Below are 22,659 nucleotides of genomic sequence, written 5' to 3'. Positions count from 1 at the left end.
ACCTCAACCTCGTCGAGAGATAGCATGGAGCACTGTTCGCGATGTCCTCGCACACCTGTTCGCGATGTCTCCGGTCCAAACACCCTCGAGGGGGAGGGTAAAGACCCTCAAATCGCCGCGGTAACAATAATCTCGACCAGATATTCCGGTCCGGCAAGCTTGGCTTCGCCGGTGGCGCGGGCCGGCGTGTTGCCCTGCGGTACCCATCTGTCCCACTCCGCGTTCATCTCGGCAAAGGTGCTCATGTCGGCCAGCCAGATGATCGCCTGCAGGATCTTGGTTTTGTCGGTGCCGGCCTTGGCCAGCAATTCGTCGATCGCCGCCAGAATGTCCCTGGTCTGGGCACCGACGTTTCCGCCCGGCTTGCCGACCTGACCGGCCAGATAGACGGTGTTGCCGTGGATAACGATCTGGCTCATGCGCGGGCCTACATCGATACGACGAATGCTCATTGGATATTCCTTCTCCTCTTGTCGGTGCGCCTGTTTAGGGGCCGGGTTCGCCGGGGGCAAGGCCGCTCGAGCGGAACTTCTTGAGCCAAGCCAAAGCACACAACAAGACGGCCCGGCCGCAATTCCGCCCTATTGGCTTGTTGACTAATGTAATAACATCACATATCGAATCCGCCCCTGCAGCACCGATCATCGCCCCATGGATCGTCACATGAGCCAAACCTGCCTGACCTTCCGCGACCTGACGCTGGGCTACAATAGCCATCCTGCGGTCCACCACCTCAATGGTACGATCCGCAAGGGATCGCTGACGGCGGTCGTCGGCGCCAACGGCTCCGGCAAATCGACGCTGATGAAGGGCATCGTCGGCGTTCTGAAGCCGATGGCCGGCGCGGTGATCCGGGCGCCCGGCGTGCGCGCCGCCTATCTGCCGCAGCAATCGGAGCTCGACCGCTCCTTTCCGGCCCGGGTCGTCGACCTGGTTTCGTTTGGCCTGTGGCCGCGGCGCGGCATGCTCGGCCGTTATACGAGGGAAGATCGCGACTCTGTCAGCAAGGCGCTGATGGCCGTCGGCCTCGGCGGCTTCGAGAAGCGGCCGATCGACACGTTGTCGGGCGGCCAGCTGCAGCGCACCCTGTTTGCCCGCGTGCTGTTGCAGGATGCCGAGCTCATCCTGCTCGATGAGCCGTTTAACGCGGTCGACAGCAAGACGGTCGGCGACCTGATCGCGCTGATCAAGCGCTGGCACGGCGAGGAACGCACCATCATGGTTGTGGTCCACGATCTCGATCTGGTGCGGCAGAATTTCCCCGAAACACTGCTCCTGGCGCGCCAGCCGATCGCCTGGGGCGAGACCAGGGAGACGCTGCAGCCTGAGAATCTGTTGCGCGCGCGCCGCTTCCACGAAGCCTGGGAGGACAACGCGCCATGGTGTGAGCCCGGCGAGCATGATCACGAGCACGGTGGCCACGAGCACAGCCATGACCACGACCATCACCACGGCTCCGGGCCGAGGGCGGCATGATGGACGTGCTTTACGGTCTTTTCGTCGCTCCTTTCGCCGACTACGCCTTCATGCAGCGGGCGCTCGCCGGTTCGATGATGCTGTCGCTCGGCGCCTGCCCGGTCGGCGTGTTCCTGATGCTGCGGCGCATGAGCCTGTCCGGCGATGCCATGGCGCATGCCATCCTGCCGGGTGCTGCCGCCGGCTTCCTGTTCTATGGCCTGGAGATCCTGCCGATGACCATCGGCGGACTGATCGCCGGCATCATCGTGGCGCTCGGCGCCGGCGCCGTCTCGCGCTTCACCATCCAGCGCGAGGACGCCTCTATGGCGGCCTTCTATCTGATTTCGCTGGCCATCGGCGTGCTCATGGTGTCGATCCGCGGCTCCAGCGTCGATCTCATGCATGTGCTCTTCGGCACCGTGCTGGCGCTCAACAACGAGGCGCTGACGCTGATCGGCGGCATCGTCGTGGTGACGCTGGTCAGCCTCGCCATCTTCTGGCGGGCGCTGGTCGCCGAATGCCTCGACCCTTTGTTCCTGCGCTCGGTCAGCCGGATGGGCAGCCCGGTGCATTTCATCTTTCTCGGCCTCGTCGTGCTCAACCTCGTCGGCGGCTTCCAGGCGCTCGGCACCTTGCTGTCGGTCGGGCTGATGATGCTGCCGGCAGCGGCGGCCCGCTTCTGGACCTCGCGCGTCGAGCCGATGTGCGTGCTGGCCACAGTAATCGGCTTTGCCTCCTGCATTGCCGGGCTGCTGTTGTCCTACCATGCGTCATTGCCATCCGGCCCGGCCATCATCCTGTCCGCCGGCGTCGTCTATTTCGCCTCGATCCTGTTCGGCACGCGCGGTATCCTGCGCGCCCGCATCGTCCATCACCGCCACAGAACTGCCTGATCCCAACAAGGAGAAACTGTCCATGCTGAAATCGATCCGCGCTGCTTTGGCCGTGAGCGTTATAACATTAACCGCCTTTGGCGCATCTTCGGCCTTTGCTGAGCCTTTGAAGGTGGTCGCCAGCTTCACGATAATCGCCGATTTCGCCAAAAATGTCGGCGGCGACCGCATCGATCTGACCACCATCGTCGGGCCGGACGGCGACGCCCACGTCTACGAGCCGAGCCCCGCCGATGCGGTGGCGATGGCCAAGGCCGACATCGTGCTGGTCAACGGCCTGCATTTCGAAGGTTTTCTGCAGCGCCTGGTCGACGCCAGCGCCACCAAGGCTTCGATTGCCGTGCTGACCAAGGGGGTCACGCCGATCAATTTCAAACCCGAATTCGCCGAGGCCGATGTCGCCGAAGGCGCGGAAACCGACGGCGGCAAGACGGTCACCGATCCGCATGCCTTCCAGTCGATCACCAATGCCGAGATCTATGTGAAGAACATCGCCGACGCCTTTTGCACGGCCGACGCTGCGGGTTGCGACAGCTACAAGGCCAATGCAGCCGCCTATACGCAAAAGCTCGAGGCGCTCGAGGGCGAAGTGCAGGCGGCGATCCAGTCGATCCCGCAGGAGAAGCGCGTCGTCATCACCTCGCATGACGCCTTCGGCTATTTCGAGCAGGCCTACGGCTTGACGTTCCTGGCCCCGGAAGGCGTGTCGACCGAGTCGGAGCCCTCCGCTGCCGACGTCGCCAAGCTGGTCAGCCAGGTGAAACAGGACAAGGCGGCGGCGATCTTCGTCGAGAACATCACCAACCCGCGGCTGATCGAGCAGATCGCCAGCGAGACCGGCATCAAGGTGGGCGGCACGCTCTATTCCGATGCGTTGTCGCAGCCCGACGGCCCGGCCGCGACCTATATCGATCTGATGCACAACAACATCGCCCAGATCAAAGGCGCGATCCTAGGAAGCTGAGCTGTCTAGTCACTCCATCCGGTCGGGCTGAAATTGCCCGGCCGGATTTCTATCTAATGGCGGTTGCCGACCGGGTCCGGGAGTGGCAAGACTGCCGCTAGCCAGATTGTGAGGACACCGCCATGGAATACCGTCAGACCAGCGAGGACTATTCGGTCTCGGGCCAGATCCAGCCCGAGGATGTCGCGACCATCAAGGCCGCCGGCTTCAAAAGCGTGATCTGCAACCGGCCGGACGATGAGCAGCCCGGCCAGCCATCGGCCGACACCGTCAAGGCGGCGGTCGAGGGCGCCGGGCTCGCCTTCCGCTACATCCCTGTCGTCAGCGGCCAGATCACGGCCGAAAATGTCGAGGACCAGGCCGAGGCGCTTGACGAACTCGAAGGCCCGGTCTTCGCCTATTGCCGCTCCGGCGCCCGCTGCACCAATCTCTATGGGCTGATCAAGCAGTCGAAGAGGTGAGAGGCGTTCCGATGATTAGTGATGCCGCCGTCTGGCTATGACCCGCCGCAGCCAGAAGAAAGCGATAAGCAAAGCGACATATGGCGCAAGATCGACGAGCGGAATCGTAGCGACCAACATTACGACGAAGCCCACGAGACAAATCGGAAAGCCGACACCGCACCACCAGCGCGACTTCGGATGAGTGAGTTCGACCCAGCCATACGGCCACGAAGGCCAGGGATTGATGATGCGCAACTCCCAAGCCTTCGGTTCATGCGCGGCGTGGATCAGACTACCAATCGTGAACGGCACAATCCCCACTAGAAACAGCACGATGCCGGCGATCTGAAAGTTCGACATGATTTACACTCAAATCGGCAGCGCGCCGGTTTCCTTCAGCGTCTCCAGCACGATCGCCGTCTTCACATGCTGCACGGATTCGTGCGGCAGCAGCACGCCGTTGACGAATTCCGACAGCGACTTCAGGTCCGGCGTCACGACCTTCAATATATAATCCATCTCGCCGGTCAGCGCGTGCGCTTCCTGCACTTGCGGCAGCCGCGCCACCAATTCGCCGAAACGCCGCGCATTGTCGCGGTTGTGGGTGGCGAGCGTAACCGAGATGACGTTGACCAGGGAAAAGCCGAGCTTGTCGCGGTCGAGCACCGCCCGGTAACCCTTGATATAGCCGTCCTCCTCCAGCCGCTGGCGACGACGCGAGCACTGCGACGCGGACAGGTTCACCCGTTCCGACAGATCGTTGTTGGTCAGCCGTGCATCGCCCTGCAACAGAGCCATTATCTTGCGGTCAAACTGGTCGATGCGCGCCTCATCCATGTATTTCGGGTCCGCAGTGCACAACTCGCGCATGATCAGACCATTTCAAGCGTTTGAATGCAAGCAATTTGCACTCGCTCCGCGCTATAATTGGGTTTAGATGGCCGACGCGGCCAGTTCCAGATTTCGGAGCAATGCCATGGGTCCCTTCCCGCACGACGCACCGCCCGCCAAGATCAGCAAAACCAATCCCGCCGGCACCGACGGCTTCGAGTTCGTCGAATTCGCGCATGCCGAGCCGGAAAAGCTCGCCGAACTGTTCACCCGCATGGGCTATGTGCCGGTGGCCAAGCACCGCAGCAAGGACATCACCGTCTGGCGGCAGGGCGACATCAACTATGTCGTCAATGCCGAACCGGGCTCGCATGCCATGAAATTCGTCGACAAGCACGGCCCCTGCGCCGCCTCGATGGCGTGGCGGGTGATCGATGCAAGGCATGCCTTCGATCACGCTGTGGCCAAGGGCGCGACGCCCTATGAAGGCAACGACAAGACGCTCGATGTGCCGGCGATCGTCGGTATCGGCGGATCGCTGCTCTATTTCATCGAAACTTACGGCGAGAAGGGCTCGGCTTACGACGCCGAGTTCGACTGGCTGGGCGAGCGCGACCCCAGGCCGGAAGGCGTCGGCTTCTATTATCTCGACCACCTGACCCACAATGTCTATCGCGGCCAGATGGACAAATGGTGGGATTTCTACCGAGACCTGTTCGGCTTCAAGCAGATCCATTTCTTCGACATCGACGGCAAGATCACCGGCCTGGTCAGCCGCGCCATCACCTCGCCCTGCGGCAAGATCCGCATCCCGCTGAACGAGTCCAAGGACGAGACCAGCCAGATCGCCGAATATCTGAAGAAGTATAATGGCGAGGGCATCCAGCACATCGCCGTCGGCACCGACGACATCTACGGCGCCACCGACAGGCTGGCCGCCAACGGCCTGAAGTTCATGCCGGGACCGCCGGAGACCTATTACGACATGTCTTATGCCCGCGTGAACGGCCATGAAGAGCCGATCGAACGTATGAAGAAGCACGGCATCCTGATCGATGGCGAGGGCGTCGTCGACGGCGGCACGACCAAGATCCTGCTGCAGATCTTTTCGAAAACCGTGATCGGCCCGATCTTCTTCGAGTTCATCCAGAGAAAGGGCGACGAAGGCTTTGGCGAGGGCAATTTCCGCGCCTTGTTCGAATCGATCGAGCAGGACCAGATCAAGCGCGGCGTGCTGAAGGTGGACGGCAAGGCAGCGTAGCCAACTCGGCCGAGGTGCCTTGTGGTTTGATCAATTATGACCTAAATTCTGGTCATAAGAGGTCTGACCATGAATGTTCCGATGGCAAAAGCGAAGGCCCAACTCTCTGAGTTGGTGAAACGTGCCCAGGCCGGCGAAGAGATCCATCTGACGCGGCATGGAGAGGTGGTGGCGACCTTAAGCGCGCCCACCCGGGCCGGCGGGAGCAAAGGCCTTTTTGGGGCCCTGAAAGGCCAAATTCGGATACCGGATGATTTTGATGAACTCGGTCCCGAATGGGACGAGTACATTAAATGAGCCGCCAATATCTGGTGGATACTCATATTCTGCTTTGGGTACTCAACGCGGATTCACGCCTTTCGGATCACCATCGCGACATCTTTCTTGCGGGCGAGGATGTGGTCGTCAGCGCCGTCTCGGTAGCAGAGATCGCCATTAAGAAATCGCTCGGCAAAGTCACGCTCACAGGCAACATCGTGGAAATCCTGCGATCGAACGGCATTCCGATCCTCAGTGTGAATGAACTACACGCAGCGAGGCTTGAGCATCTGCCGTTCCATCATCGCGATCCCTTCGACCGTCTGCTCATCGCACAGGCTCAAATTGAAGGTCTGACGGTGGTCACTGCGGATCGACATTTCTCAGCCTACGACGTCGCGTTGGCCTGATCATCCAGCTCCAGCCGCTCGACTTCGGCTTTCCTCAACTTCACATCGTAATCGAGCAAGCACTCGTCGAGTTGCGGCGGTTTCACCGAGGTGCCGGACAGCATCGCGTGCACCTGGCCGCGACGATGGATGTCGTGGATGAAGAGATGGGCGAGCACGTCGCCGATCCGTTCCGGTACCATGCCGTCCTCGCGCCGGTCGGTGACGACGCGGCGCTCGAGATCGTCCGCCGACAGGCGGTCGCAAAAGGCGATCAGCCGCCGGTCGGCCTCCGCCTGTGCAACAAAAAGCGCCTTGGCATCATTGAACGGCACAAAATCGTCATGGGCGGCGGCGCCGACGCCGCCCTCTTCGAGAAAATCGAGATAGAGGTGATCGACCGCCAGGATGTGATTGAGCGTTGCCTTGATCGAGGGGAAGAAGCTTATCCTTTCAACCTCGAATTCGCCGGGCTCAAGCTGCAGCACGGCACGATAGAGCCGGTCGTTCGACCAGAGATTGTTGGCTGCCATGCGCCGAAAATGGTTCAGCAGGTCCATGACTTCACGGCGCGACCCGGAATAGCGACACACCCGCCCATAGAAGCGCAAACCCAGCCAAAACAGTCAGCAGCAGCCCGATCATGCGCCGCCGCATGGCTTGCGTTTCCTGGTCCAGCGCGACATTCGTGTTGGTGACGGTGTGAAACATCATCGCCTTGCGCGGAAAGCCGCTGCGGTTGGTCAGGCCGGGCGAGCGCGCCTCGATGCGATAGCTCAGGCGGATCGCCAGGATGAAGATCGCCAGCATGACAAGGGCCCAGACACCGCACAGCAGATAGAATGTCTCGCCCGTCATGCTCTTGCCCCCTCGTACTTCTCGACCTTCTGCTCGATGGCGCCGAAGATCGAATGCCCGCCCCTGTCCTTCATCTCGATGCGCACGCTATCGCCAAAGCGCAGGAACGGCGTTTTCGGTTCGCCGGTTTCGATGGTCTCGATCATGCGCAACTCGGCGATGCAGGAGTAGCCGGCGCCCCCCGCCGAGACAGGCTTGCCCGGCCCGCCGTCGAGCTTGTTGGAGACGGTGCCCGAACCGATAATGGTGCCGGCGGCCAGCGGCCGCGTTTTTGCGGCATGAACAATCAACGCCGGAAAATCGAAGGTCATGTCGATGCCGGCGTTTGCCCGGCCGAACGGCTTGCCGTTGAGATCGACCAGCAGCGGCAGGGCGACCTTGCCGCCGTCCCAGGCATCGCCCAGCTCGTCCGGCGTCACCGCAACCGGCGAAAAGGCCGATGACGGTTTCGACTGGTAGAAGCCGAACCCCTTGGCGAGCTCGGGTCCGGTCAGGCCGCGCAGCGTTACATCGTTGACCAGCATGACCAGCCGGATCGCCGCCCGCGCCTCATCGAGGCTTGCGCCCATCGGCACGTCGTCAGTGATGATGGCGACCTCGCCTTCCATGTCGATGCCGAAGGCCTCGTCGGCCATGCGGATCGGGTCGCGCGGCGCGAGGAAGGAGTCCGAGCCGCCCTGGTAGATCAGCGGATCGGTCCAGAAGCTTGCCGGCATCTCGGCGCCGCGCGCCTTTCGCACCAGCTCGACGTGGTTCACATAGGCCGAGCCGTCGGCCCATTGGTAGGCGCGCGGCAGCGGCGAAAGGGCGTCATGTTCGTGAAAGCGGGCAGACGGCACCGCATTATTCTCAAGCGATTCGGCCATCGCAGCGAGATGCGGCGCGATGCGATGCCAGTCGTCGAGCGCGGCCTGCAGCGTCCGCACCAGGAACGAAGCATCGGTAAACCGCGTCAGGTCGCGCGAGACGACGACGAGCTTTCCGTCGCGCGTCCCATCCTTCAATGTGGCAAGCTTCATGCGTCCTCCCAATGCGTTTATTCGTAGTATTTGCCGGCGTAGATAATTCTGGCCGCGGCTTTCCAAGGATTTTCATCCGCTAGAAACGCCGGATTGCCCTGCCCATGGGCTTCGAACCAGGCGACCGCCGATTCGAGAAAGGTGCTGATCGAGCCATTTTGCCACCCATTCCAGCCGGGATCGGATGGTCCGGGCTTCGCAATCTCCCTGCGGTCGGCGTCTTCCCGATCCCTCCTCAACGCATCGACGAACCGGACGAAAGACGGCAAGTCTTCCACCCGATCGAGAAACAAGGAGAGCTGCGCCCAGGATGTCTCCTCGGATTTCCGCACCTCTTCCCAAAGCTTGTCGTTGGTCACGTCTCACTCCCAAGCCCCACAACAAGGCCGTCGCGGGCGATCGTCAAGTCGCCGGCCCATGTTTTCCTGACGGCGGCAATCCAGTCGGCCTCGCCGATCTCGGGATCGTCGGCGGGAATGAGGTGGTTGAGGACCAGTCTTTTGACGCCTGCATCACAGGCGATGCGGCCCGCTTCCTCGGCAAAGCTGTGGCTGGCAAGCAGGTGTTCCCTCAGCCTTGCGCCGTTGCCGGTCTTCGCGACCAGCCGCTCGATACCCTTTTCCAGCATGGCCTCGTGGACCAGGACGTCGGCGCCCTCGGCGAAATCCGCCAATGGCGGAAAGAACGCCGTATCCGATGAAAAGACGATGCCTTGCCCCGCATGATCGAAGCGCAGCGCAAAGCAATCCGTCACCGGCGGGTGGTCGACGCGCAGCGCCGATATTTTGAGACCGCGCTCTTCCGCCACCTGGCCTTCACCAAACTCGACGATCGAAACCAGGTCGCGGATATCCGGCCGGCCTTCGTCGGCGATGCGGATCTCGATGTCGAATTCCATCGCCTGGCAAAAGCGCTGCCAATAATGGCCGATGCCGGGCGGGCCGAACAAAGTGACGGGCGCCGCCAGGCCGGCGGTCCAGGCGGTGTGGATCAACGGTCCGAGTTCCAGAACATGGTCGGAGTGCAAATGCGTGATGAAGATCAGGTCGAGCGCCTTCAGGCTGATGCCGGCATCGGTCAGCCCGCGCGTTACGCCCAGCCCGCAATCGACGACGATGGTGCGGCCGCCAATCTCCAGCAGCGACGAACTCGGCCACGGGCCGCCCGGCCGCAGCGCCGGGCCACCCTTCGAACCCAGAAGCACCAGACGATCCGTCATGCGACGGCGCTCAAGACCAGTCGCCCTCTGGCGTGCCGTTGAAGCGCTTCTTCAGGCCGGCCCAGCAGTCGATGTAATTGTCCTGCCGGGTTTCGAGCTCGGCGCCATAGCGGGTCACCATTTGCGGAAAGCGTGTCTCGAACATGAAGGCCATGGTGTTGTCGAGCTTGACCGGTTTTAGCTCCGCTCGCGAGGCTTTTTCGAAGCCAGACGCGTCGGGTCCGTGAGCCAGCATCATGTTGTGCAGGCTGATGCCGCCGGGCACGAAGCCCTCTTCCTTGGCATCGTACTGACCATGAATCAGGCCCATGAACTCGCTCATGATGTTGCGGTGATACCAGGGCGGGCGGAAAGTGTTTTCCGCCACAAGCCAGCGCGGCGGGAAGATGACGAAATCGATATTGGCGGTGCCTTCCTCGCCGCTCGGCGCGGTCAGCACGGTGAAGATCGACGGATCGGGGTGGTCGAACAGGATTGCGCCGACCGGCGAAAAGGTCGCAAGATCATATTTGTAGGGCGAATAATTGCCGTGCCACGCCACCACATCCAGCGGCGAATGGTCGATTTCGGTGACATGGAACTGGCCACACCATTTCGCGATCAGCCGACAGGGCGTGTCCTTGTCCTCGAACCAGGCGCAGGGCGTCTTGAAATCGCGCGGATTGGCCAGGCAGTTGGCGCCGATCGGGCCGCGATCCGGCAGCGTCAGCTTGGCGCCGTAATTCTCGCAGACATAGCCGCGCACTTGCGGATCCACCAGTTCGACCTTGAACACCAGACCACGCGGCAGCACGGCGATCTCCCCCGGCCTGAGTTGGATGACACCCATCTCGGTGACGAAGCGCAAGGCTCCAATCTGGGGCACGACCAGCAACTCGCCGTCGGCGTTGAAGAAATGATCGTCGACCATCGAACGGTTGGCGACATAGACATGTGCCGCCATGCCGGTCTGGCCGAGCACGTCGCCGGCGGTGGTGATCGAGCGCATGCCGGCAATGAAATCGGTCGGCTCCTTCGGCGTCGGCACCGGGCTCCAGCGATACTGGCCGAGTGCGAGCCGATGGTCGCCGACGTTCGGCGCGCTTTTCCAAAGCGGATAATTCGCCGCTTTGAAGCGACCGGTGTGCCTCACGCTCGGCCTTATCCGATAAAGCCAGGAGCGCTCATTGGTGCCGCGCGGCGCAGTGAAAGGAGAGCCCGAAAGCTGCTCGGCATAGAGGCCGTAGGCCGGCCGCTGCGGCGAGTTTCGGCCTTGCGGCAGCGAGCCCGGCAAAGTCTCGGTCTCGAAGTCATTCCCGAAACCCGGCATGTAGGAATAGGCCATGGAATCCTCCCGAATTCATGGTCTCGGAGCATCGTTTGCGCATCCGCAAAGATGCTCCAAGTTGACCATATCGGTTTCATTTGTAACCATTGAAAATGTAACCATCAACGGTGATTTCGGCATGAGCCGCCAGCATGCCAGTCAGGGCCAACCATGGAAATCCTCGAACTGGAATCCTTCCTGCCTTACCGGCTCTATCGGCTCGCCGATGCCGTCAGCCGCGAATTCTCAAGGATATACAAGGACCGCCACGGCCTGACGCGGCCCGAATGGCGCACGCTCGCCGGGCTTGGACAGCACGGCACGATGACGGCGACGGCGCTCGGCGAGCAATCGGCCATGCACAAGACCAAGGTTTCGCGCGCGGTCGCCGAACTCGAACGGCGGCGCTGGCTCAGCCGGACGCCGGACGAAAAGGACCGCCGTGTCGAGCATCTGGCGCTGACCAAGGCTGGCGTTACTGCCTATCGCGAGATGGTGCCGCTGGCGAAGGAGTTCGAGCGGGAGCTGCTGGAGAGGCTTGGTGCGGAAGAGCGGGCGGCGATTGTCGGTGGGGTAGCGGCGCTGGAGGCAAAACTCACCTTGGGTTGAAAATCCTCCCTCAGCTTCGACCGTCGCAGAAATCAGATGGCTTGGGCGGCAGGCGACGCTCCTAAACCGTAATAGGCGCGTTCGGCTTCAATGATGCCTCTGACATAGCTTCGAAATGCTACCGGATCATCGATGTAAGTCAGGAGCACCTGCGCTTGCGAAGCCGCGTGTCTTCGAACGCTTTCAAACAGCCGCCTCGCTGTTTCAAAATCACCAGCCAAGCCGGCCGCCACCCCGGCATTGAGAGCTGCCCATTCGCCGTATGCACGGGGCTGCAATTCATTCACGAGGATCGTCGCCGCCGCCTGAACGGAAGGGAACATCGATCGGTGAACCTGATCGATTTCGACTGCCTCCCTGGCCATTTGACCTACCAAGGGGAGAAACTGCTCTGGGCTCTCGAACTCAACAAAGGAGCCAACGCGCTCAACGCGATCGAACGTCAATGTGAATGGCGGCAAACCCCAAAGCCAGTGAACCGCTAAATTCAGGTAAGAGCCTTTCGACCAAGAGCTGGGTTGGAACTCGACAACACTTAGCCAGAAGCCACGGTCGGCAATCCAGGTTCGCGACTGACCCTTCCGCCGAAATCCAGCAGGCTGCAATGCGATCCTTGCCTGCGAAGCAATGATACGTCCGTGCTCGTTATCCGCCATCTCGGTCCCTACATGACAGCAATGGGCGTGGCGCTACCAATCCATCACCACCTTGCCGGAATTGCCGCTCTTCATCGCCTCGAAGCCGGAAATATAGTCGTCAATGCCGATGCGATGCGTGATCAGGCCGCTGACATCGAGCGGGCCTTGCACCAGCGCGATCATCTTGTACCAGGTCTCGAACATCTCGCGGCCGTAGATGCCTTTCAGATGCAGCATCTTGAAGATGACCTTGTTCCAGTCGATCTCGAAGCCGGTCGGCGCGATGCCGAGAATGGCAATCTTGCCGCCATTGTTCATGGTGTCGATCATGTCGCGGAAGGCCGGCGCGGCACCCGACATTTCGAGGCCGACGTCAAAACCCTCGGCCATGCCGAGCGCCGGCATCACGTCGCGCAGCTTTTCCTTCGACGCATCGACGACATGCTGGACGCCGAGCTTTTTCGCCAGTGCCAGGCGCACCGGGTTGATGTCGGTGATGACCACTTTTCGCGCGCCGACGCACTGCGCCACCAGTGCGCCCATGATGCCGATCGGCCCAGCGCCGGTGACCAGCACGTCCTCGCCAACCAAGTCAAAGGACAATGCCGTGTGAACGGCATTGCCTAAGGGATCGAAGATTGCCGCGATCTCGTCCGGCACGTCGTCGGGGATCGGCACGACGTTGTGCTGTGGAATCGCAAGGTATTCGCCAAAGGCGCCCGGCCGGTTGACGCCGACGCCGAGCGTGTTGCGGCACAGATGCCCCCTGCCCGCCCGGCAGTTGCGGCAATGGCCGCAGACTATATGGCCCTCGCCCGAAACACGCTGACCGATCTTGTACTCGGTCACCGCCGCGCCGAAATCGGCGACGGTGCCGACAAACTCGTGACCGGTCACCATCGGCACCGGCACGGTCTTCTGCGCCCACTGGTCCCAATTATAAATGTGGACGTCGGTGCCGCAGATCGCGGTCTTCCTGATCTTGATCAGAACATCGTTTGGGCCGATTTCCGGCACCGGCACTTCTTCCATCCAGATGCCCGGCTCGGCCTTGGCCTTGACCAGCGCCTTCATCATGTTTGACATTCTTTTGTCCCCAGAACCTTAGTCGCTTGAATCTCTTGATCCGGAATCGCTTTTCGGTCCCGGCCGCTCAGGAAATCACGCCGAGTTCGCGACCGACTGCGGCGAACGCCTCAACCGCACGATCGATGTCAGCGCCGGAATGGGCGGCCGACATCTGCGTGCGGATGCGCGCCTGGCCCTTCGGCACCACCGGGAAAGAGAAGCCGATGACATAGATACCGCGCTTCAGCATCCGCGCCGCCATTTCCTGCGCCAGCGTCGCGTCGCCCAGCATCACCGGGATGATCGGATGGTCGGCGCCGGCCAGTGTAAAGCCGAGCCTGCCCATCTCGGAGCGAAACCGCGCTGCGTTGGCATATAGGCGCTGACGCAACGCATCGCCATTGCGGACCAGTTCGAACACCCGAATCGAGGCGCCGGCGATCGCCGGCATCAGCGTGTTGGAGAACAGATAGGGGCGCGAGCGCTGGCGCAGCCAGTCGACTACCTGCTTCCTGCCCGAAGTGTAGCCGCCCGACGCGCCACCCAACGCCTTGCCAAGTGTGCCGGTGATGATGTCCACCCTGCCCTCGACGCCGCAATGTTCGGCCGAGCCGCGGCCATTCCTGCCGACGAAACCAACTGCATGGCTGTCGTCGACCATCACCATCGCATCGTATTTGTCGGCGAGGTCGCAGACGCCCTTCAGATTGGCGATGATGCCATCCATAGAGAACACGCCGTCGGTGGCGATCAGCCGGAACCGGCAGTCGCGCGCCTCTTTCAACCGCGCCTCCAGATCGGCCATGTCGTTGTTGGCGTAGCGGAAGCGCTTTGCCTTCGACAGCCGCACGCCGTCGATGATCGAAGCGTGGTTCAGCGCATCGGAGATGACCGCATCCTCCTCGCCGAGCAGCGTCTCGAACAGGCCGCCATTGGCGTCGAAGCAGGAGCCGTAGAGGATCGTATCCTCCATGCCGAGGAAGCCAGAAATCGTCGCCTCGAGCTGCTTGTGTTCTTCCTGCGTGCCGCAGATAAAGCGCACCGACGCCATACCGTAGCCGTAGCGGTCAAGCGCCTGCTTGGCCGCTTTCCGCAGTTCGGCGCTGTCGGCGAGGCCGAGATAATTATTGGCGCAGAAATTCAGCACCTTCTCGCCGCCGACCTCGATCTCGGCCGATTGGGTCGAGGTTATCACCCGTTCGGATTTGTAAAGGCCGGCCGATTTCAGTCCTTCAAGCTCGCTGTCGATGTGGGAAAGGAATGCTTCGGTCATGATCAGGCCCTGTTGAGATCGACGAGGACTGTCGCGCCGCGCGGACGAAAAATCCATCGCAAAAGCGACCGCTTCGGTGGCGGCAATGGCACGGCAGAGGCCACGATGTTCAAATGCGGAGGCGCCGCGAAAGATTGCAATAACCACTTTGCGGGTTTCCCGCCGCGGTCGCCGCCGCCGGCCTGCTGCCGTCCCAAACCTGTTAACACTTTGAAGCCAAAGGTTGTCGCACAAGAATTCGTTGGCGAGAGGGCCGCCTCAGAAAATGTCGCAGCAGCCGGTGCACGCCGTTTCAGGCAGGCTCATACTCCTGATCAAATCCGGCTACTGGCTGGCTCTGTTGATCATAGCCGCCATGGTCGTGGCCTCCTTCATCCTGCTGCAACAGGTGATGTCTACCCAACGGCACAATCAGGCGCTGCTCGATATCGTCAGCACACAGAAAGCCCTGTCGCAGCGCATCGTCTTCCTCGCCGGCGCGACAGGCAGCGCTTCACGCGACCAGCAGCCGGCCCTGGTTAGCGCGCTCAAGCAAGCGACGGTGGAGTTCGAGAAGAACTACGATCTGCTGCTCGAACGGACCGCCGCCGATCCGGCGTCGCCGGCAAGGTTCGATCCGAAATCGATCGAGAGCGTGCTTTTCGCCAAGCCGTACCATCTCGACTATTTCTCGGTCGGGCTTATCGCCAACGGCGAACGCCTGATCTCGTCATTCGAATCGCGGCTCAACATGGCCGGCAATGGTGGCTACAAAGGCGGAGAGGAGCGCGTCAACCTGAACGCTTCCGTTGCCAACGCAACATTGTCGGGCTATGCCGCACTTGGCCAGCGCATCAGCGCCTTTGCAGACCAGCGATCCGAAACACTTCTCGATCTTAACCGCACATTGTTCTACTCGACCATCGGCGTCATCGTGCTGGTGGCGCTTTTCATTTTCAGGCCAATGTCGAATGCCATCCTGCGCAGGACGCGCGAGCTGGTCGATGCGCGCAATTCCATGGCCTTTATCGCCGTGCATGACGGGCTGACCGGCCTGCACAACCGCACCTTCCTGACCGAGCATTTCGATACGCTGATCAATGCCGCGCAGCGACGGCGTGAACGGGTTGCCGTGGTGCAGTTCGATCTCGACCGGTTCAAGCAGATCAACGACACGTTCGGCCACGCCGCCGGCGATTATGTGCTGGTGGCGGCTGCGCAGCGCATGCGTGATTCGTGCCGTACGTCGGATCTCAACGTGCGGCTCGGCGGCGATGAATTCGTCATGATTCTCAACGGTGCCGGCAGCACCGAGGACATAGATACCGTCGCCTGGCGCATCCTGACCAAGCTCAACAAGCCGATCGTCTTTCGAGGCACGACGATCCATCCGGGCGTAAGTGCCGGGATTGCGGTCTACCCGATCGATGCCGACAATGCTCAGGACCTGCTCGTCCATGCCGATCTGGCGCTGTATTCCGCCAAGAAGCAGGGCGGCGGCAGCTTGTCGTTCTTCTCCGAGGAGCTGAGACGCGAACTCGATTATCGCAAGCAGCTCGAGCTCGACATCAGGACCGCCATCTCCGAGAAGGCGTTCGAAGTCTATTTCCAGCCGCAGGTGTCGCTGTCGAACGGCGCCATCAGCGGCATCGAGGCTCTGGTTCGCTGGAGACACGCCGAGCGCGGCATGATCGCGCCGGGCGAGTTCATTTCCGATCGCGGAAAAATGCGGCTTGATGTCCGAGATCGGCCGCATCGTCATTGCCAAGGCGATCAACGAAGCAGCCGAATGGAACCGCGCAGGCATCGCCTTCGGACGGATCGCCGTCAATGTATCCGGCTCGGAGCTGCGCGAGACAGATTTCGAAGTCTTCCTGTTAGACATGCTGGAGAGGGCTGGCCTGCCAGCGCACAAACTATCGCTGGAGATCGTCGAATCCGTCATTCTCGACGACGAGAAGACCGGTATCGCGGCAAAGCTGCGGCACATCCGCGCCGCCGGCATCCATCTTGAGCTCGATGATTTCGGCACCGGCTACGCATCGCTCAGCCATGTCAATCCAAACGAGATCGATCGGCTCAAGATCGACCGCCGTTTCGTCCAGAACATCAACGAGAACAGCGGCAACACCAAGATCGTGCGTGCCCTCACCGAGCTCGCCCGCGGTCTCGGCATCTCGATCGTCGCCGAGGGCGCCGAAACCGAAGCCGAGCTCGACTCGCTGATGAAGATCGGCTGCGACCAGGTGCAAGGCTATTCCATCGCTTTCCCGATGCCGCCGGACAGCGTGCGCGAATGGCTGGTGGCGCGAACGCCCAAGAAGGCCAGGCTGACAGTGCTGCAGGGCTGCCGGGCGTAGATCCGTTTCCTAGCCTAATTTCTAACCCTCGACATTGGCCCGCAACGCGGCCAGCACCTGTGCAAACTCCGCCAGCCTGTCGTCGGACAGTCCTTTCCGCAGCCGCTTGTCGAAGGCTAACGCGGCGGTGCGCAATTTCAGGAACAGCGCTTCTCCGGCTTGGGTCAGCTCCACCTGGTGAACCCGGCGGTTCTCGGGATCGCGGCGGCGCATCAGCAGGCCTTGCGTCTCCATGGCGTTGAGGTGGTGGGTCAGCGTTGCGCCCCGGATGCCGATCATGCCGGCGAGCTCGCGTTGGTTGGCCAGCTCCCGCGACTTGACCGACAGCAACGTGACCCAGACCGGCAGCGTGCCGCCTGCCTCGACCAAGGCAGCGTCGAAAGCCTGCGCAACCAGCTTGGCGGTGCGCGCGAGATTCATCCCGATCGGCGGGCGGTCAAAGGGCGTCATGATCCGACACTAGAACAAGGGCAAAGCCTATGGAACCGGCTCGAGCTTATGCGTTGACATCTAATCATTTGATATCTATCAATATGCCTAGCGGTGGGCAAGAGAGGAAATGCGGTCATGCAATATGTCTACATCATCGTCCTCGGCCTTCACGTCATGGCGGGCGTGTTCTGGGCCGGCACCACCATCGCGGTCGCCCGCGAACCGGAGATCAGGGCGGAACGTTTCTTCCGGCCGCAAATGGGCGCAGCCGGCGTGGTTTTCCTCACGGGCTTGCTGCTGTGGTATTTCTTCCACAACGACTCTTTCGGCTCGATGGAGAAGGTCTTGGCGCTGGGCATCTTGACGGCGTTAATCGCCGCCGGGGTTCAGGGCGCGCTGGTGGGTTCCGCCAGCAGGCAGTTGGCCGGCGCTGATGCGGTGAAGCAAACCCAATTGCGCGCCAAGATGACAAAAGGCGAACGCATCGCTGGCGGCCTGCTGGTTATCACCGTGTTCTGCATGGCCACCGCCAGGATGTTTTGAACGTCCTGCCGCAATCGCAAGATCGTACGGTGCCCGGCGATAGCCGGCGGCGTGCGCGGCGCGCAGACCGGACCAAAGTACCGTGGTGGCTCTCCGTACGGAGGTTCGGCTGCGCGCCACCAATCAATCCAAAATATTCCTCAGATCCGCAAGCCGAACCTGATGCCGTCATAGATTGCGGCGTGGATGTTGCGCGAGGCTACTGCATCGCCGATGCGAAAGACGACGAAACCGCCTTGCGGATTGCGCACCGGAAAGATGTCGCCGCCATTGACCAGTTTTTCGTAATCGATCGCGCCGGCGTTCTTCGACAGCGGCTTCAGCGCCAGGTAGAGATCGTCGAGCGGCAGCGTGCCGTGCTCGACCACCACCTGGTCGACGCGCCGCTCGCCGCGCCAGCCATCGGCGAAGTCGGAGGCGAGCTCGGCGATCAGCTGGTTGCCTTCGCGCCGCACAGAACGTAGCCGTGTGTTGATGGTCACCGTGACCCCCTTTTCCTGGAAGGCGCGCATGTAGGGCACATGATTCATGCCGCCCATTTCCGGGGCGAAGAAGCGCTCTGGTGAAACCAGCTCCAGCCTGGCGCCGCTATTGGCGATCAGTTCGGCGGCACCCATGCCCTGGTGGCCGCCGTTGTCGTCATAGAGCAGCACGTTCTCGGCCGGCTTGACGCTGCCGGCCATGATGTCCCAGCTCGAGGTGACGAGATCGTCGCCCGCCGTCAGAGGCGGGTTCTGCGGCAGGCCGCCGGTGGCGACCACCACCACGTCCGGCGACAGCGCCAGCACGTCGTCCGTCTCCGCCCATTTGTCGTAGCGGATCTCGACGCCCAGCCGGTCGAGTTCGGCCAGGCGCCAGTCGATGATGCCGATCAATTCCTTGCGGCGCGGGTTTTGCGTTGCCAGCCGCACCTGGCCGCCGGCCTGGCTCGATGCTTCCAGCACCGTCACCTGGTGCCCGCGCTCGGCGGCGACGCGCGCTGCCTCCAGCCCGCCGGCGCCGGCGCCGACGACGACCACCTTCCGCTTCGGTCCCTCGGTTTTCGGAATAATATGCGGGATATCAGCCTCGCGGCCCGTCGCCGCATTGTGGATACACAGCGCCTCGCCGCCCTCATAAATGCGGTCGAGGCAATAGGTGGCGCCGACGCAAGGGCGGATCTCGTGCTCGCGGCCTTCCATCACTTTTTTGACGATATGCGGGTCGGCAATGTGGGCGCGCGTCATGCCGACCATGTCGAGCTTGCCGGTGGCGATGGCGTGACGCGCGGTGGCGACGTCGGAAATCCGCGCCGCATGGAAGGTCGGGAATTTCGTCGCCGCTCTCACCTCCCCTGCGAAGTCGAGATGCGGTGACGAGCGCATGCCGGTCACCGGGATGACCTTGGTCAGCGCCGCATCGGTCTCGATCGAGCCACGGATGATGTTGAGGAAATCGACCTTGCCGGAGCCGGCCAGCCGCCTGGCGATTTCGACGCCCTCCTGTTTCGACAGGCCTTTCTCGAAATCCTCGTCGGCGACCATGCGGATGCCGACGACGAACTTTTCGCCGACCGCGGCACGCACTGCGTCGAGCACCATTCCGGTGAAGCGCAGCCGGTTGTCGAGCGAGCCGCCGAAATCGTCGTCGCGCTGGTTGGTGGCCGGCGACCAGAAACCGTCCATCAGATGGCCGTAGGCTTCGAACTCGATGCCGTCGAGGCCGGCAGCCTGGCAGCGCTGCGCGGCCGCCGCATAGTCGGCGACGATGCGCTCGATATCCCAGTCCTCGATAGTCTTGGGAAAGGCGCGATGGGCCGGTTCGCGCACCGGCGAAGCCGACAGGACGGGCAGCCAGTCGGCCTTGTTCCAACCGGTGCGGCGGCCGAGATGGGTGATCTGTATCATCACCTTGCAATCGTGCTCGTGGCAGGCATCGGTAAGCTCGGCGAGCCACGGCACGATGCGGTCGTCATAGACATGCAGATTGCCAAAAGCGGCCGGGCTGTCGCGCGAGACGATCGCCGAACCGGCGGTCATGGTCAGCGCCATGCCGCCCTTGGCCTTTTCGGCATGGTAGAGCCGATAGCGTTCCTTCGGCATGCCGTCCTCGGAATAGGCCGGCTCATGGCTGGTCGACATCACCCGGTTCTTCAGCGTCAGATGCTTGAGCTGATAGGGCTGGAGGAGCGGGTCGTTGCTAGTCATCATCTTCCTGCTGTTTCAAATTGTGCTAATGAGCGGCAAATTTCTGTTTTTACGCATGTCGCTGTCCCAAAATCGCTGCGCAGTTTTGGGCGACATGCAGCAAGGAACCTGCTCATGACCGATACGAAAAACCTCACCCAGCTCGGCACCAACGTCGAGGCGCCACAGAGCCCTGAAGCGGCAGTCCTGGAAACCGTGCCGTTTTCGCGCGGCGACGGCCCGCCGGCCATCGTTCGCTTCACCTGCCCGGAATTCACTTCGCTCTGCCCGGTCACCGGCCAGCCGGACTTCGCCCATATCGTCATCGAGTACGCACCCGATGCGCTGCTGGTGGAATCGAAGTCGCTCAAGCTGTTCATGACCTCGTTTCGCAACCATGGCGCCTTCCACGAAGAATGCACCGTCATGATCGGGCGCCGCATCATCGCCGCGACCAAGCCATTGTGGTTGCGCATCGGCGGCTATTGGTATCCGCGCGGCGGCATTCCGATCGACGTGTTCTGGCAAACCGGCGCGCCGCCGGAAGGTGTGTGGCTGCCCGACACCGGCGTCGCCCCCTATCGCGGGCGCGGCTAATCGGACGGAGCGGCTCACCTGATCCCGGTCCGGCACAGGTTGGTCCCCAGGAAAGGCATCACGGCGTCGCGGTACCGCTGTTGGTCATAGCGATAGAGATCAACGTGCCGCGCGCCGTCGAACCAGACCAGCTTTGCGTCAGCGCCTGCCGCATCTTTCAACGCCAGTGTCTGGCTGCGAGCGACAAACGGATCCGAATTGCCTGCTAGCAGCAATATCGGCCGATGAATCTCGCCGATGCGATCGACCGGCCTGACATCATCTACCCCGAAGCCAAGGCGGAGCTGCATCTGCGCCAAGAGGATGGTCGCCTGTACGTCGCGCAACATAGGCAAGGGCGCTCGCAACGCCGTGGTTTCCAGCAAAGTCGCGTAGATCTGCTCCAGGACATAGGCATCGGCATGCTCCTGCTGAGCGCCAAATACAAAAGCAGCCGCACCGAGCGACGAGCCGATGGCCGCCACCTTGCGACCGGCGAAGCGTTGCCGCGCAAAGGCGAGGATGCGGCTGGCGTCCTGCCGTTCGATGTAACCAAAGCCTCTGATATCGCCGCCGCTTTCGCCATGTCCCGACAGATCGAACAGCACGATCGAGTAGCCGCTTTCGAAAAGCAGCTTCGCTCTTGGAACCATGGCCAGCTTGTTTGAACCGCGTCCGTGTAACAGCACGATTGTTCCGCAACTGTCCTGCCGATCCGCCACCCAACCGGCAAGGTCGGGCGCGCCCTCCTGCTTCAGAACGATGCGCTCCACCGGTAACCCCACAGGCAGCGTGAAGCTTTGCTGAGGCACGCGGGCCACCGCGCGGCTTCCTGCCTCCCAGGTGACAGCGCAGGCCAGGACGCAAACCGCCGCGAATAAAGCAACCACGACAGGACCTCTTCTCATCGATCGGTCACGTGCACTTCGCATCAGTTGAGCGGCAGCCGCCGGTAGCGGCTGGGGTTGTTCGGGTCGCTGAAATGGTGCATCGGCCCGTGTTCGGCAAAGTGCGCTGACCAGCGTTTCATTGCCGCCGGATCGAGTTCGACGCCCAGCCCGTCACCCTCCGGCACACGCACCGTGTTGGCGATCTGACGGAATGGGCCATCCTTGATGACGTCGCCGATCTGCCAGCGAAACAGCGACTGCGACGCTTCCGTGATCCACGGCGTCGCCGCTACGACGTGCAGATAAGCCGATGTCATGATGCCGAGATCGTTCGAATAGCACCAGAACCCCTTGCCCATCGCCTCACAGGCGGCGATGAATTTCAGAGTTTTGGACAATCCGCCGAGTGCTGCGAAATTGCAGACGAAGTAATCCGGCGCACCGAGCGCGACTGCCCGTCTGATATCCGGGATGTGGGTGGAGAACGGAATGCGCGAATGCTGGCGCAGCGCAGCCATCTCGTCGAAGGTCGCGACCGGATCCTCGTAATTGCGGATGTTGAACGGCTCGATCTCGCGCAGCACCCAGCGCGCTGTGGTCAGCGACCACTGCATGTTGGAATCGAGTTTGATCTGCGCTTTATCGCCAAGCGCCTCGCGCAGCATGCGCACTGTCCTGATCTCGAGCTCGGGATCGCCCATGATCAGCTTGCCCTCGAAGATCGTCGAGCCGTGCTGTTCTCGCATGCCGAGACAGTAGTCGACGATCGCTTCGGCGGTCATCTCGCCGCCGGCTCCGCCTTTAGCGGGGCGAAAGGCGAAATATTCCGAAAACGGAATGTCCTTGCGCACCGCGCCGCCGAGCAGCTTGTAGAGCGGCATGCCGAAGACCTTGCCTCTTATATCCCACAGCGCCAGTTCGACGGCGCCGAACGCCACCGTGGCTGCGTTCTCGCCGGTGTTGGCGGTGATCTGCCAGGGCGGCACACAGCGCGCCTCGCAGTCGGCGATGTCGAGCGGATCGGCGCCAATCAGCGCCGGCGCGATCTCGGCCTTGATCACCTCGCCGAAATGCCACCATGGCGCCTCGCCCAGTCCGACCACGCCTTCGTCCGTCTCGACCTCGATGATCGATTTCGAGGCGCCGCCGTAGAGACCAGCCGTCCACCAGAACGGAGCATCGAGCGGGACGTTGACGTGGGTGACGCGGATGTTGGTGATCTTCATC

At 61.9% G+C, this 22,659-nt stretch carries 27 protein-coding genes and 1 pseudogene; 12 read left to right on the top strand and 16 right to left on the bottom strand.

The window, feature by feature from the left end; genetic code table 11:
- Positions 1 to 107: 107 nt before the first annotated feature.
- The gene (locus NKJ20_RS22535) at positions 108 to 452 is read right to left on the bottom strand and encodes a RidA family protein (RefSeq protein WP_352747072.1); all 345 of its coding nucleotides are present in this window, start codon (positions 450 to 452) and stop codon (positions 108 to 110) included.
- 211 nt (positions 453 to 663) lie between these two features.
- On the opposite strand from NKJ20_RS22535, the gene aztA reads away from it, so the two are divergent.
- The 4 genes from aztA (at position 664) to NKJ20_RS22515 (ending at position 3,776) form a co-directional block, all read left to right on the top strand.
- Complete coding sequence (gene aztA, locus NKJ20_RS22530; protein WP_352747069.1) at positions 664 to 1,476, top strand: zinc ABC transporter ATP-binding protein AztA; 813 nt, start codon at positions 664 to 666, stop codon at positions 1,474 to 1,476.
- The gene (gene aztB, locus NKJ20_RS22525; protein WP_023674413.1) at positions 1,476 to 2,351 is read left to right on the top strand and encodes a zinc ABC transporter permease AztB; all 876 of its coding nucleotides are present in this window, start codon (positions 1,476 to 1,478) and stop codon (positions 2,349 to 2,351) included. Before aztA ends, aztB begins: the two co-directional genes overlap by 1 nt.
- A 22-nt stretch (positions 2,352 to 2,373) precedes the next feature.
- Positions 2,374 to 3,315 carry a zinc ABC transporter substrate-binding protein AztC gene (gene aztC / locus NKJ20_RS22520; protein WP_352747067.1) on the top strand — a complete coding sequence of 314 codons (942 nt, stop codon included), beginning with the start codon at positions 2,374 to 2,376 and terminating at the stop codon, positions 3,313 to 3,315.
- 122 nt (positions 3,316 to 3,437) lie between these two features.
- Positions 3,438 to 3,776, top strand: a complete 339-nt coding sequence (locus tag NKJ20_RS22515) for a protein tyrosine phosphatase family protein (protein WP_352747065.1) — start codon at positions 3,438 to 3,440, stop codon at positions 3,774 to 3,776.
- Positions 3,777 to 3,791: 15 nt separating this feature from the next.
- Here the strand turns inward: NKJ20_RS22515 and NKJ20_RS22510 are convergent, their stop codons facing one another.
- Together NKJ20_RS22510 and NKJ20_RS22505 are read right to left on the bottom strand one after the other, a co-directional pair.
- On the bottom strand, positions 3,792 to 4,118 hold the full coding sequence (locus tag NKJ20_RS22510; protein ID WP_352747063.1) for a hypothetical protein: 327 nt from the start codon (positions 4,116 to 4,118) through the stop codon (positions 3,792 to 3,794).
- Between the two features lie 9 nt (positions 4,119 to 4,127).
- Complete coding sequence (locus NKJ20_RS22505) at positions 4,128 to 4,595, bottom strand: Lrp/AsnC family transcriptional regulator (RefSeq protein ID WP_023674409.1); 468 nt, start codon at positions 4,593 to 4,595, stop codon at positions 4,128 to 4,130.
- Between the two features lie 139 nt (positions 4,596 to 4,734).
- Here NKJ20_RS22505 and hppD point away from each other — a divergent pair, with 139 nt between their 5' ends.
- The 3 genes from hppD (at position 4,735) to NKJ20_RS22490 (ending at position 6,518) form a co-directional block, all read left to right on the top strand.
- Positions 4,735 to 5,850 (top strand): 4-hydroxyphenylpyruvate dioxygenase, encoded by a 1,116-nt coding sequence (gene hppD / locus NKJ20_RS22500; protein ID WP_352452261.1) that lies wholly within the window; start codon positions 4,735 to 4,737, stop codon positions 5,848 to 5,850.
- Between the two features lie 69 nt (positions 5,851 to 5,919).
- The gene (locus tag NKJ20_RS22495; protein WP_023674407.1) at positions 5,920 to 6,147 is read left to right on the top strand and encodes a type II toxin-antitoxin system Phd/YefM family antitoxin; all 228 of its coding nucleotides are present in this window, start codon (positions 5,920 to 5,922) and stop codon (positions 6,145 to 6,147) included.
- Entirely contained in the window at positions 6,144 to 6,518 is a 375-nt protein-coding gene (locus tag NKJ20_RS22490) for a type II toxin-antitoxin system VapC family toxin (RefSeq protein WP_023674406.1), read from the top strand. Before NKJ20_RS22495 ends, NKJ20_RS22490 begins: the two co-directional genes overlap by 4 nt.
- Here the strand turns inward: NKJ20_RS22490 and NKJ20_RS22485 are convergent.
- From NKJ20_RS22485 to hmgA, 6 genes are read right to left on the bottom strand one after another with little or no spacing between them, the layout of a single operon-like run.
- A complete protein-coding gene (locus NKJ20_RS22485; RefSeq protein WP_352747060.1) occupies positions 6,497 to 7,057 on the bottom strand; it encodes a DinB family protein in 561 nt (186 codons plus the stop codon). The two genes, NKJ20_RS22490 and NKJ20_RS22485, sit on opposite strands and share 22 nt — an antisense overlap.
- Positions 7,058 to 7,061: 4 nt before the next feature.
- Positions 7,062 to 7,355 carry a hypothetical protein gene (locus tag NKJ20_RS22480; RefSeq protein ID WP_352542354.1) on the bottom strand — a complete coding sequence of 98 codons (294 nt, stop codon included), beginning with the start codon at positions 7,353 to 7,355 and terminating at the stop codon, positions 7,062 to 7,064.
- A complete protein-coding gene (locus NKJ20_RS22475; RefSeq protein WP_352452264.1) occupies positions 7,352 to 8,374 on the bottom strand; it encodes a fumarylacetoacetate hydrolase family protein in 1,023 nt (340 codons plus the stop codon). Before NKJ20_RS22475 ends, NKJ20_RS22480 begins: the two co-directional genes overlap by 4 nt.
- 17 nt (positions 8,375 to 8,391) lie before the next feature.
- Complete coding sequence (locus NKJ20_RS22470) at positions 8,392 to 8,733, bottom strand: DUF7660 family protein (RefSeq protein WP_352452265.1); 342 nt, start codon at positions 8,731 to 8,733, stop codon at positions 8,392 to 8,394.
- The gene (locus tag NKJ20_RS22465; protein WP_352747056.1) at positions 8,730 to 9,593 is read right to left on the bottom strand and encodes an MBL fold metallo-hydrolase; all 864 of its coding nucleotides are present in this window, start codon (positions 9,591 to 9,593) and stop codon (positions 8,730 to 8,732) included. Before NKJ20_RS22465 ends, NKJ20_RS22470 begins: the two co-directional genes overlap by 4 nt.
- Positions 9,594 to 9,603: 10 nt before the next feature.
- Positions 9,604 to 10,917: a homogentisate 1,2-dioxygenase gene (hmgA, locus tag NKJ20_RS22460; protein ID WP_352747053.1), complete on the bottom strand. Its 1,314-nt coding sequence runs from the start codon at positions 10,915 to 10,917 to the stop codon at positions 9,604 to 9,606.
- A 153-nt stretch (positions 10,918 to 11,070) separates the two neighbouring features.
- Between hmgA and NKJ20_RS22455 the strand changes: the two genes are divergently transcribed.
- Positions 11,071 to 11,508: a MarR family winged helix-turn-helix transcriptional regulator gene (locus NKJ20_RS22455; protein WP_352747050.1), complete on the top strand. Its 438-nt coding sequence runs from the start codon at positions 11,071 to 11,073 to the stop codon at positions 11,506 to 11,508.
- A 32-nt stretch (positions 11,509 to 11,540) separates the two neighbouring features.
- Here NKJ20_RS22455 and NKJ20_RS22450 read toward each other — a convergent pair whose 3' ends face one another.
- The 3 genes from NKJ20_RS22450 to NKJ20_RS22440 all read right to left on the bottom strand — a co-directional run bounded on the left by NKJ20_RS22450 (position 11,541) and on the right by NKJ20_RS22440 (position 14,487).
- Positions 11,541 to 12,164, bottom strand: a complete 624-nt coding sequence (locus NKJ20_RS22450; protein ID WP_352747047.1) for a DUF4304 domain-containing protein — start codon at positions 12,162 to 12,164, stop codon at positions 11,541 to 11,543.
- 33 nt (positions 12,165 to 12,197) lie between these two features.
- Positions 12,198 to 13,232 carry an L-threonine 3-dehydrogenase gene (gene tdh / locus NKJ20_RS22445; protein WP_352747044.1) on the bottom strand — a complete coding sequence of 345 codons (1,035 nt, stop codon included), beginning with the start codon at positions 13,230 to 13,232 and terminating at the stop codon, positions 12,198 to 12,200.
- A 67-nt stretch (positions 13,233 to 13,299) separates the two neighbouring features.
- Positions 13,300 to 14,487, bottom strand: coding sequence for a glycine C-acetyltransferase (locus NKJ20_RS22440; protein WP_352747041.1), 1,188 nt, complete (start codon positions 14,485 to 14,487; stop codon positions 13,300 to 13,302).
- Positions 14,488 to 14,752: 265 nt separating this feature from the next.
- Here NKJ20_RS22440 and NKJ20_RS22435 point away from each other — a divergent pair.
- A pseudogene (locus NKJ20_RS22435) lies at positions 14,753 to 16,120 on the top strand (diguanylate cyclase domain-containing protein); the annotation flags it as partial.
- 82 nt (positions 16,121 to 16,202) lie between these two features.
- Positions 16,203 to 16,826, top strand: coding sequence for an EAL domain-containing protein (locus NKJ20_RS22430; RefSeq protein WP_352747038.1), 624 nt, complete (start codon positions 16,203 to 16,205; stop codon positions 16,824 to 16,826).
- Between the two features lie 21 nt (positions 16,827 to 16,847).
- Here NKJ20_RS22430 and NKJ20_RS22425 read toward each other — a convergent pair whose 3' ends face one another.
- On the bottom strand, positions 16,848 to 17,276 hold the full coding sequence (locus NKJ20_RS22425) for a MarR family winged helix-turn-helix transcriptional regulator (protein ID WP_023674397.1): 429 nt from the start codon (positions 17,274 to 17,276) through the stop codon (positions 16,848 to 16,850).
- 117 nt (positions 17,277 to 17,393) lie between these two features.
- Between NKJ20_RS22425 and NKJ20_RS22420 the strand changes: the two genes are divergently transcribed.
- The gene (locus NKJ20_RS22420) at positions 17,394 to 17,801 is read left to right on the top strand and encodes a hypothetical protein (protein ID WP_352747035.1); all 408 of its coding nucleotides are present in this window, start codon (positions 17,394 to 17,396) and stop codon (positions 17,799 to 17,801) included.
- A gap of 140 nt (positions 17,802 to 17,941) precedes the next feature.
- Here NKJ20_RS22420 and NKJ20_RS22415 read toward each other — a convergent pair whose 3' ends face one another.
- Positions 17,942 to 19,987 carry an oxidoreductase gene (locus tag NKJ20_RS22415; protein WP_352747034.1) on the bottom strand — a complete coding sequence of 682 codons (2,046 nt, stop codon included), beginning with the start codon at positions 19,985 to 19,987 and terminating at the stop codon, positions 17,942 to 17,944.
- A 114-nt stretch (positions 19,988 to 20,101) separates the two neighbouring features.
- Here NKJ20_RS22415 and queF point away from each other — a divergent pair, with 114 nt between their 5' ends.
- Entirely contained in the window at positions 20,102 to 20,563 is a 462-nt protein-coding gene (queF, locus tag NKJ20_RS22410; RefSeq protein WP_352452275.1) for a preQ(1) synthase, read from the top strand.
- Positions 20,564 to 20,577: 14 nt separating this feature from the next.
- On the opposite strand, the gene NKJ20_RS22405 is transcribed toward queF, so the two are convergent.
- Together NKJ20_RS22405 and NKJ20_RS22400 are read right to left on the bottom strand one after the other, a co-directional pair.
- Entirely contained in the window at positions 20,578 to 21,363 is a 786-nt protein-coding gene (locus NKJ20_RS22405; RefSeq protein WP_352747032.1) for an alpha/beta hydrolase, read from the bottom strand.
- Between the two features lie 110 nt (positions 21,364 to 21,473).
- Positions 21,474 to 22,658: a mandelate racemase/muconate lactonizing enzyme family protein gene (locus NKJ20_RS22400; RefSeq protein ID WP_352747030.1), complete on the bottom strand. Its 1,185-nt coding sequence runs from the start codon at positions 22,656 to 22,658 to the stop codon at positions 21,474 to 21,476.
- Position 22,659: the final 1 nt, after the last annotated feature.

The sequence above is a fragment of the Mesorhizobium sp. M0185 genome (genome assembly GCF_040322175.1).
Lineage (GTDB): Bacteria > Pseudomonadota > Alphaproteobacteria > Rhizobiales > Rhizobiaceae > Mesorhizobium.
The sequence above is the reverse complement of the archived record's forward strand: the minus strand, read 5'-3'. Positions and strand labels throughout refer to the sequence as shown.

What these genes read in the sequence shown, in the direction of transcription:
- NKJ20_RS22535 (WP_352747072.1), bottom strand. Translation starts at nt 452, where the DNA reads ATGAGCATTCGTCGTATCGATGTAGGCCCGCGCATGAGCCAGATCGTT.
- aztA (WP_352747069.1), top strand. Translation starts at nt 664, where the DNA reads ATGAGCCAAACCTGCCTGACCTTCCGCGACCTGACGCTGGGCTACAAT.
- aztB (WP_023674413.1), top strand. Translation starts at nt 1,476, where the DNA reads ATGGACGTGCTTTACGGTCTTTTCGTCGCTCCTTTCGCCGACTACGCC.
- aztC (WP_352747067.1), top strand. Translation starts at nt 2,374, where the DNA reads ATGCTGAAATCGATCCGCGCTGCTTTGGCCGTGAGCGTTATAACATTA.
- NKJ20_RS22515 (WP_352747065.1), top strand. Translation starts at nt 3,438, where the DNA reads ATGGAATACCGTCAGACCAGCGAGGACTATTCGGTCTCGGGCCAGATC.
- NKJ20_RS22510 (WP_352747063.1), bottom strand. Translation starts at nt 4,118, where the DNA reads ATGTCGAACTTTCAGATCGCCGGCATCGTGCTGTTTCTAGTGGGGATT.
- NKJ20_RS22505 (WP_023674409.1), bottom strand. Translation starts at nt 4,595, where the DNA reads ATGGATGAGGCGCGCATCGACCAGTTTGACCGCAAGATAATGGCTCTG.
- hppD (WP_352452261.1), top strand. Translation starts at nt 4,735, where the DNA reads ATGGGTCCCTTCCCGCACGACGCACCGCCCGCCAAGATCAGCAAAACC.
- NKJ20_RS22495 (WP_023674407.1), top strand. Translation starts at nt 5,920, where the DNA reads ATGAATGTTCCGATGGCAAAAGCGAAGGCCCAACTCTCTGAGTTGGTG.
- NKJ20_RS22490 (WP_023674406.1), top strand. Translation starts at nt 6,144, where the DNA reads ATGAGCCGCCAATATCTGGTGGATACTCATATTCTGCTTTGGGTACTC.
- NKJ20_RS22485 (WP_352747060.1), bottom strand. Translation starts at nt 7,057, where the DNA reads ATGGACCTGCTGAACCATTTTCGGCGCATGGCAGCCAACAATCTCTGG.
- NKJ20_RS22480 (WP_352542354.1), bottom strand. Translation starts at nt 7,355, where the DNA reads ATGACGGGCGAGACATTCTATCTGCTGTGCGGTGTCTGGGCCCTTGTC.
- NKJ20_RS22475 (WP_352452264.1), bottom strand. Translation starts at nt 8,374, where the DNA reads ATGAAGCTTGCCACATTGAAGGATGGGACGCGCGACGGAAAGCTCGTC.
- NKJ20_RS22465 (WP_352747056.1), bottom strand. Translation starts at nt 9,593, where the DNA reads ATGACGGATCGTCTGGTGCTTCTGGGTTCGAAGGGTGGCCCGGCGCTG.
- hmgA (WP_352747053.1), bottom strand. Translation starts at nt 10,917, where the DNA reads ATGGCCTATTCCTACATGCCGGGTTTCGGGAATGACTTCGAGACCGAG.
- NKJ20_RS22455 (WP_352747050.1), top strand. Translation starts at nt 11,071, where the DNA reads ATGGAAATCCTCGAACTGGAATCCTTCCTGCCTTACCGGCTCTATCGG.
- NKJ20_RS22450 (WP_352747047.1), bottom strand. Translation starts at nt 12,164, where the DNA reads ATGGCGGATAACGAGCACGGACGTATCATTGCTTCGCAGGCAAGGATC.
- tdh (WP_352747044.1), bottom strand. Translation starts at nt 13,232, where the DNA reads ATGTCAAACATGATGAAGGCGCTGGTCAAGGCCAAGGCCGAGCCGGGC.
- NKJ20_RS22440 (WP_352747041.1), bottom strand. Translation starts at nt 14,487, where the DNA reads ATGACCGAAGCATTCCTTTCCCACATCGACAGCGAGCTTGAAGGACTG.
- NKJ20_RS22430 (WP_352747038.1), top strand. Translation starts at nt 16,203, where the DNA reads ATGTCCGAGATCGGCCGCATCGTCATTGCCAAGGCGATCAACGAAGCA.
- NKJ20_RS22425 (WP_023674397.1), bottom strand. Translation starts at nt 17,276, where the DNA reads ATGACGCCCTTTGACCGCCCGCCGATCGGGATGAATCTCGCGCGCACC.
- NKJ20_RS22420 (WP_352747035.1), top strand. Translation starts at nt 17,394, where the DNA reads ATGCAATATGTCTACATCATCGTCCTCGGCCTTCACGTCATGGCGGGC.
- NKJ20_RS22415 (WP_352747034.1), bottom strand. Translation starts at nt 19,987, where the DNA reads ATGACTAGCAACGACCCGCTCCTCCAGCCCTATCAGCTCAAGCATCTG.
- queF (WP_352452275.1), top strand. Translation starts at nt 20,102, where the DNA reads ATGACCGATACGAAAAACCTCACCCAGCTCGGCACCAACGTCGAGGCG.
- NKJ20_RS22400 (WP_352747030.1), bottom strand. Translation starts at nt 22,658, where the DNA reads ATGAAGATCACCAACATCCGCGTCACCCACGTCAACGTCCCGCTCGAT.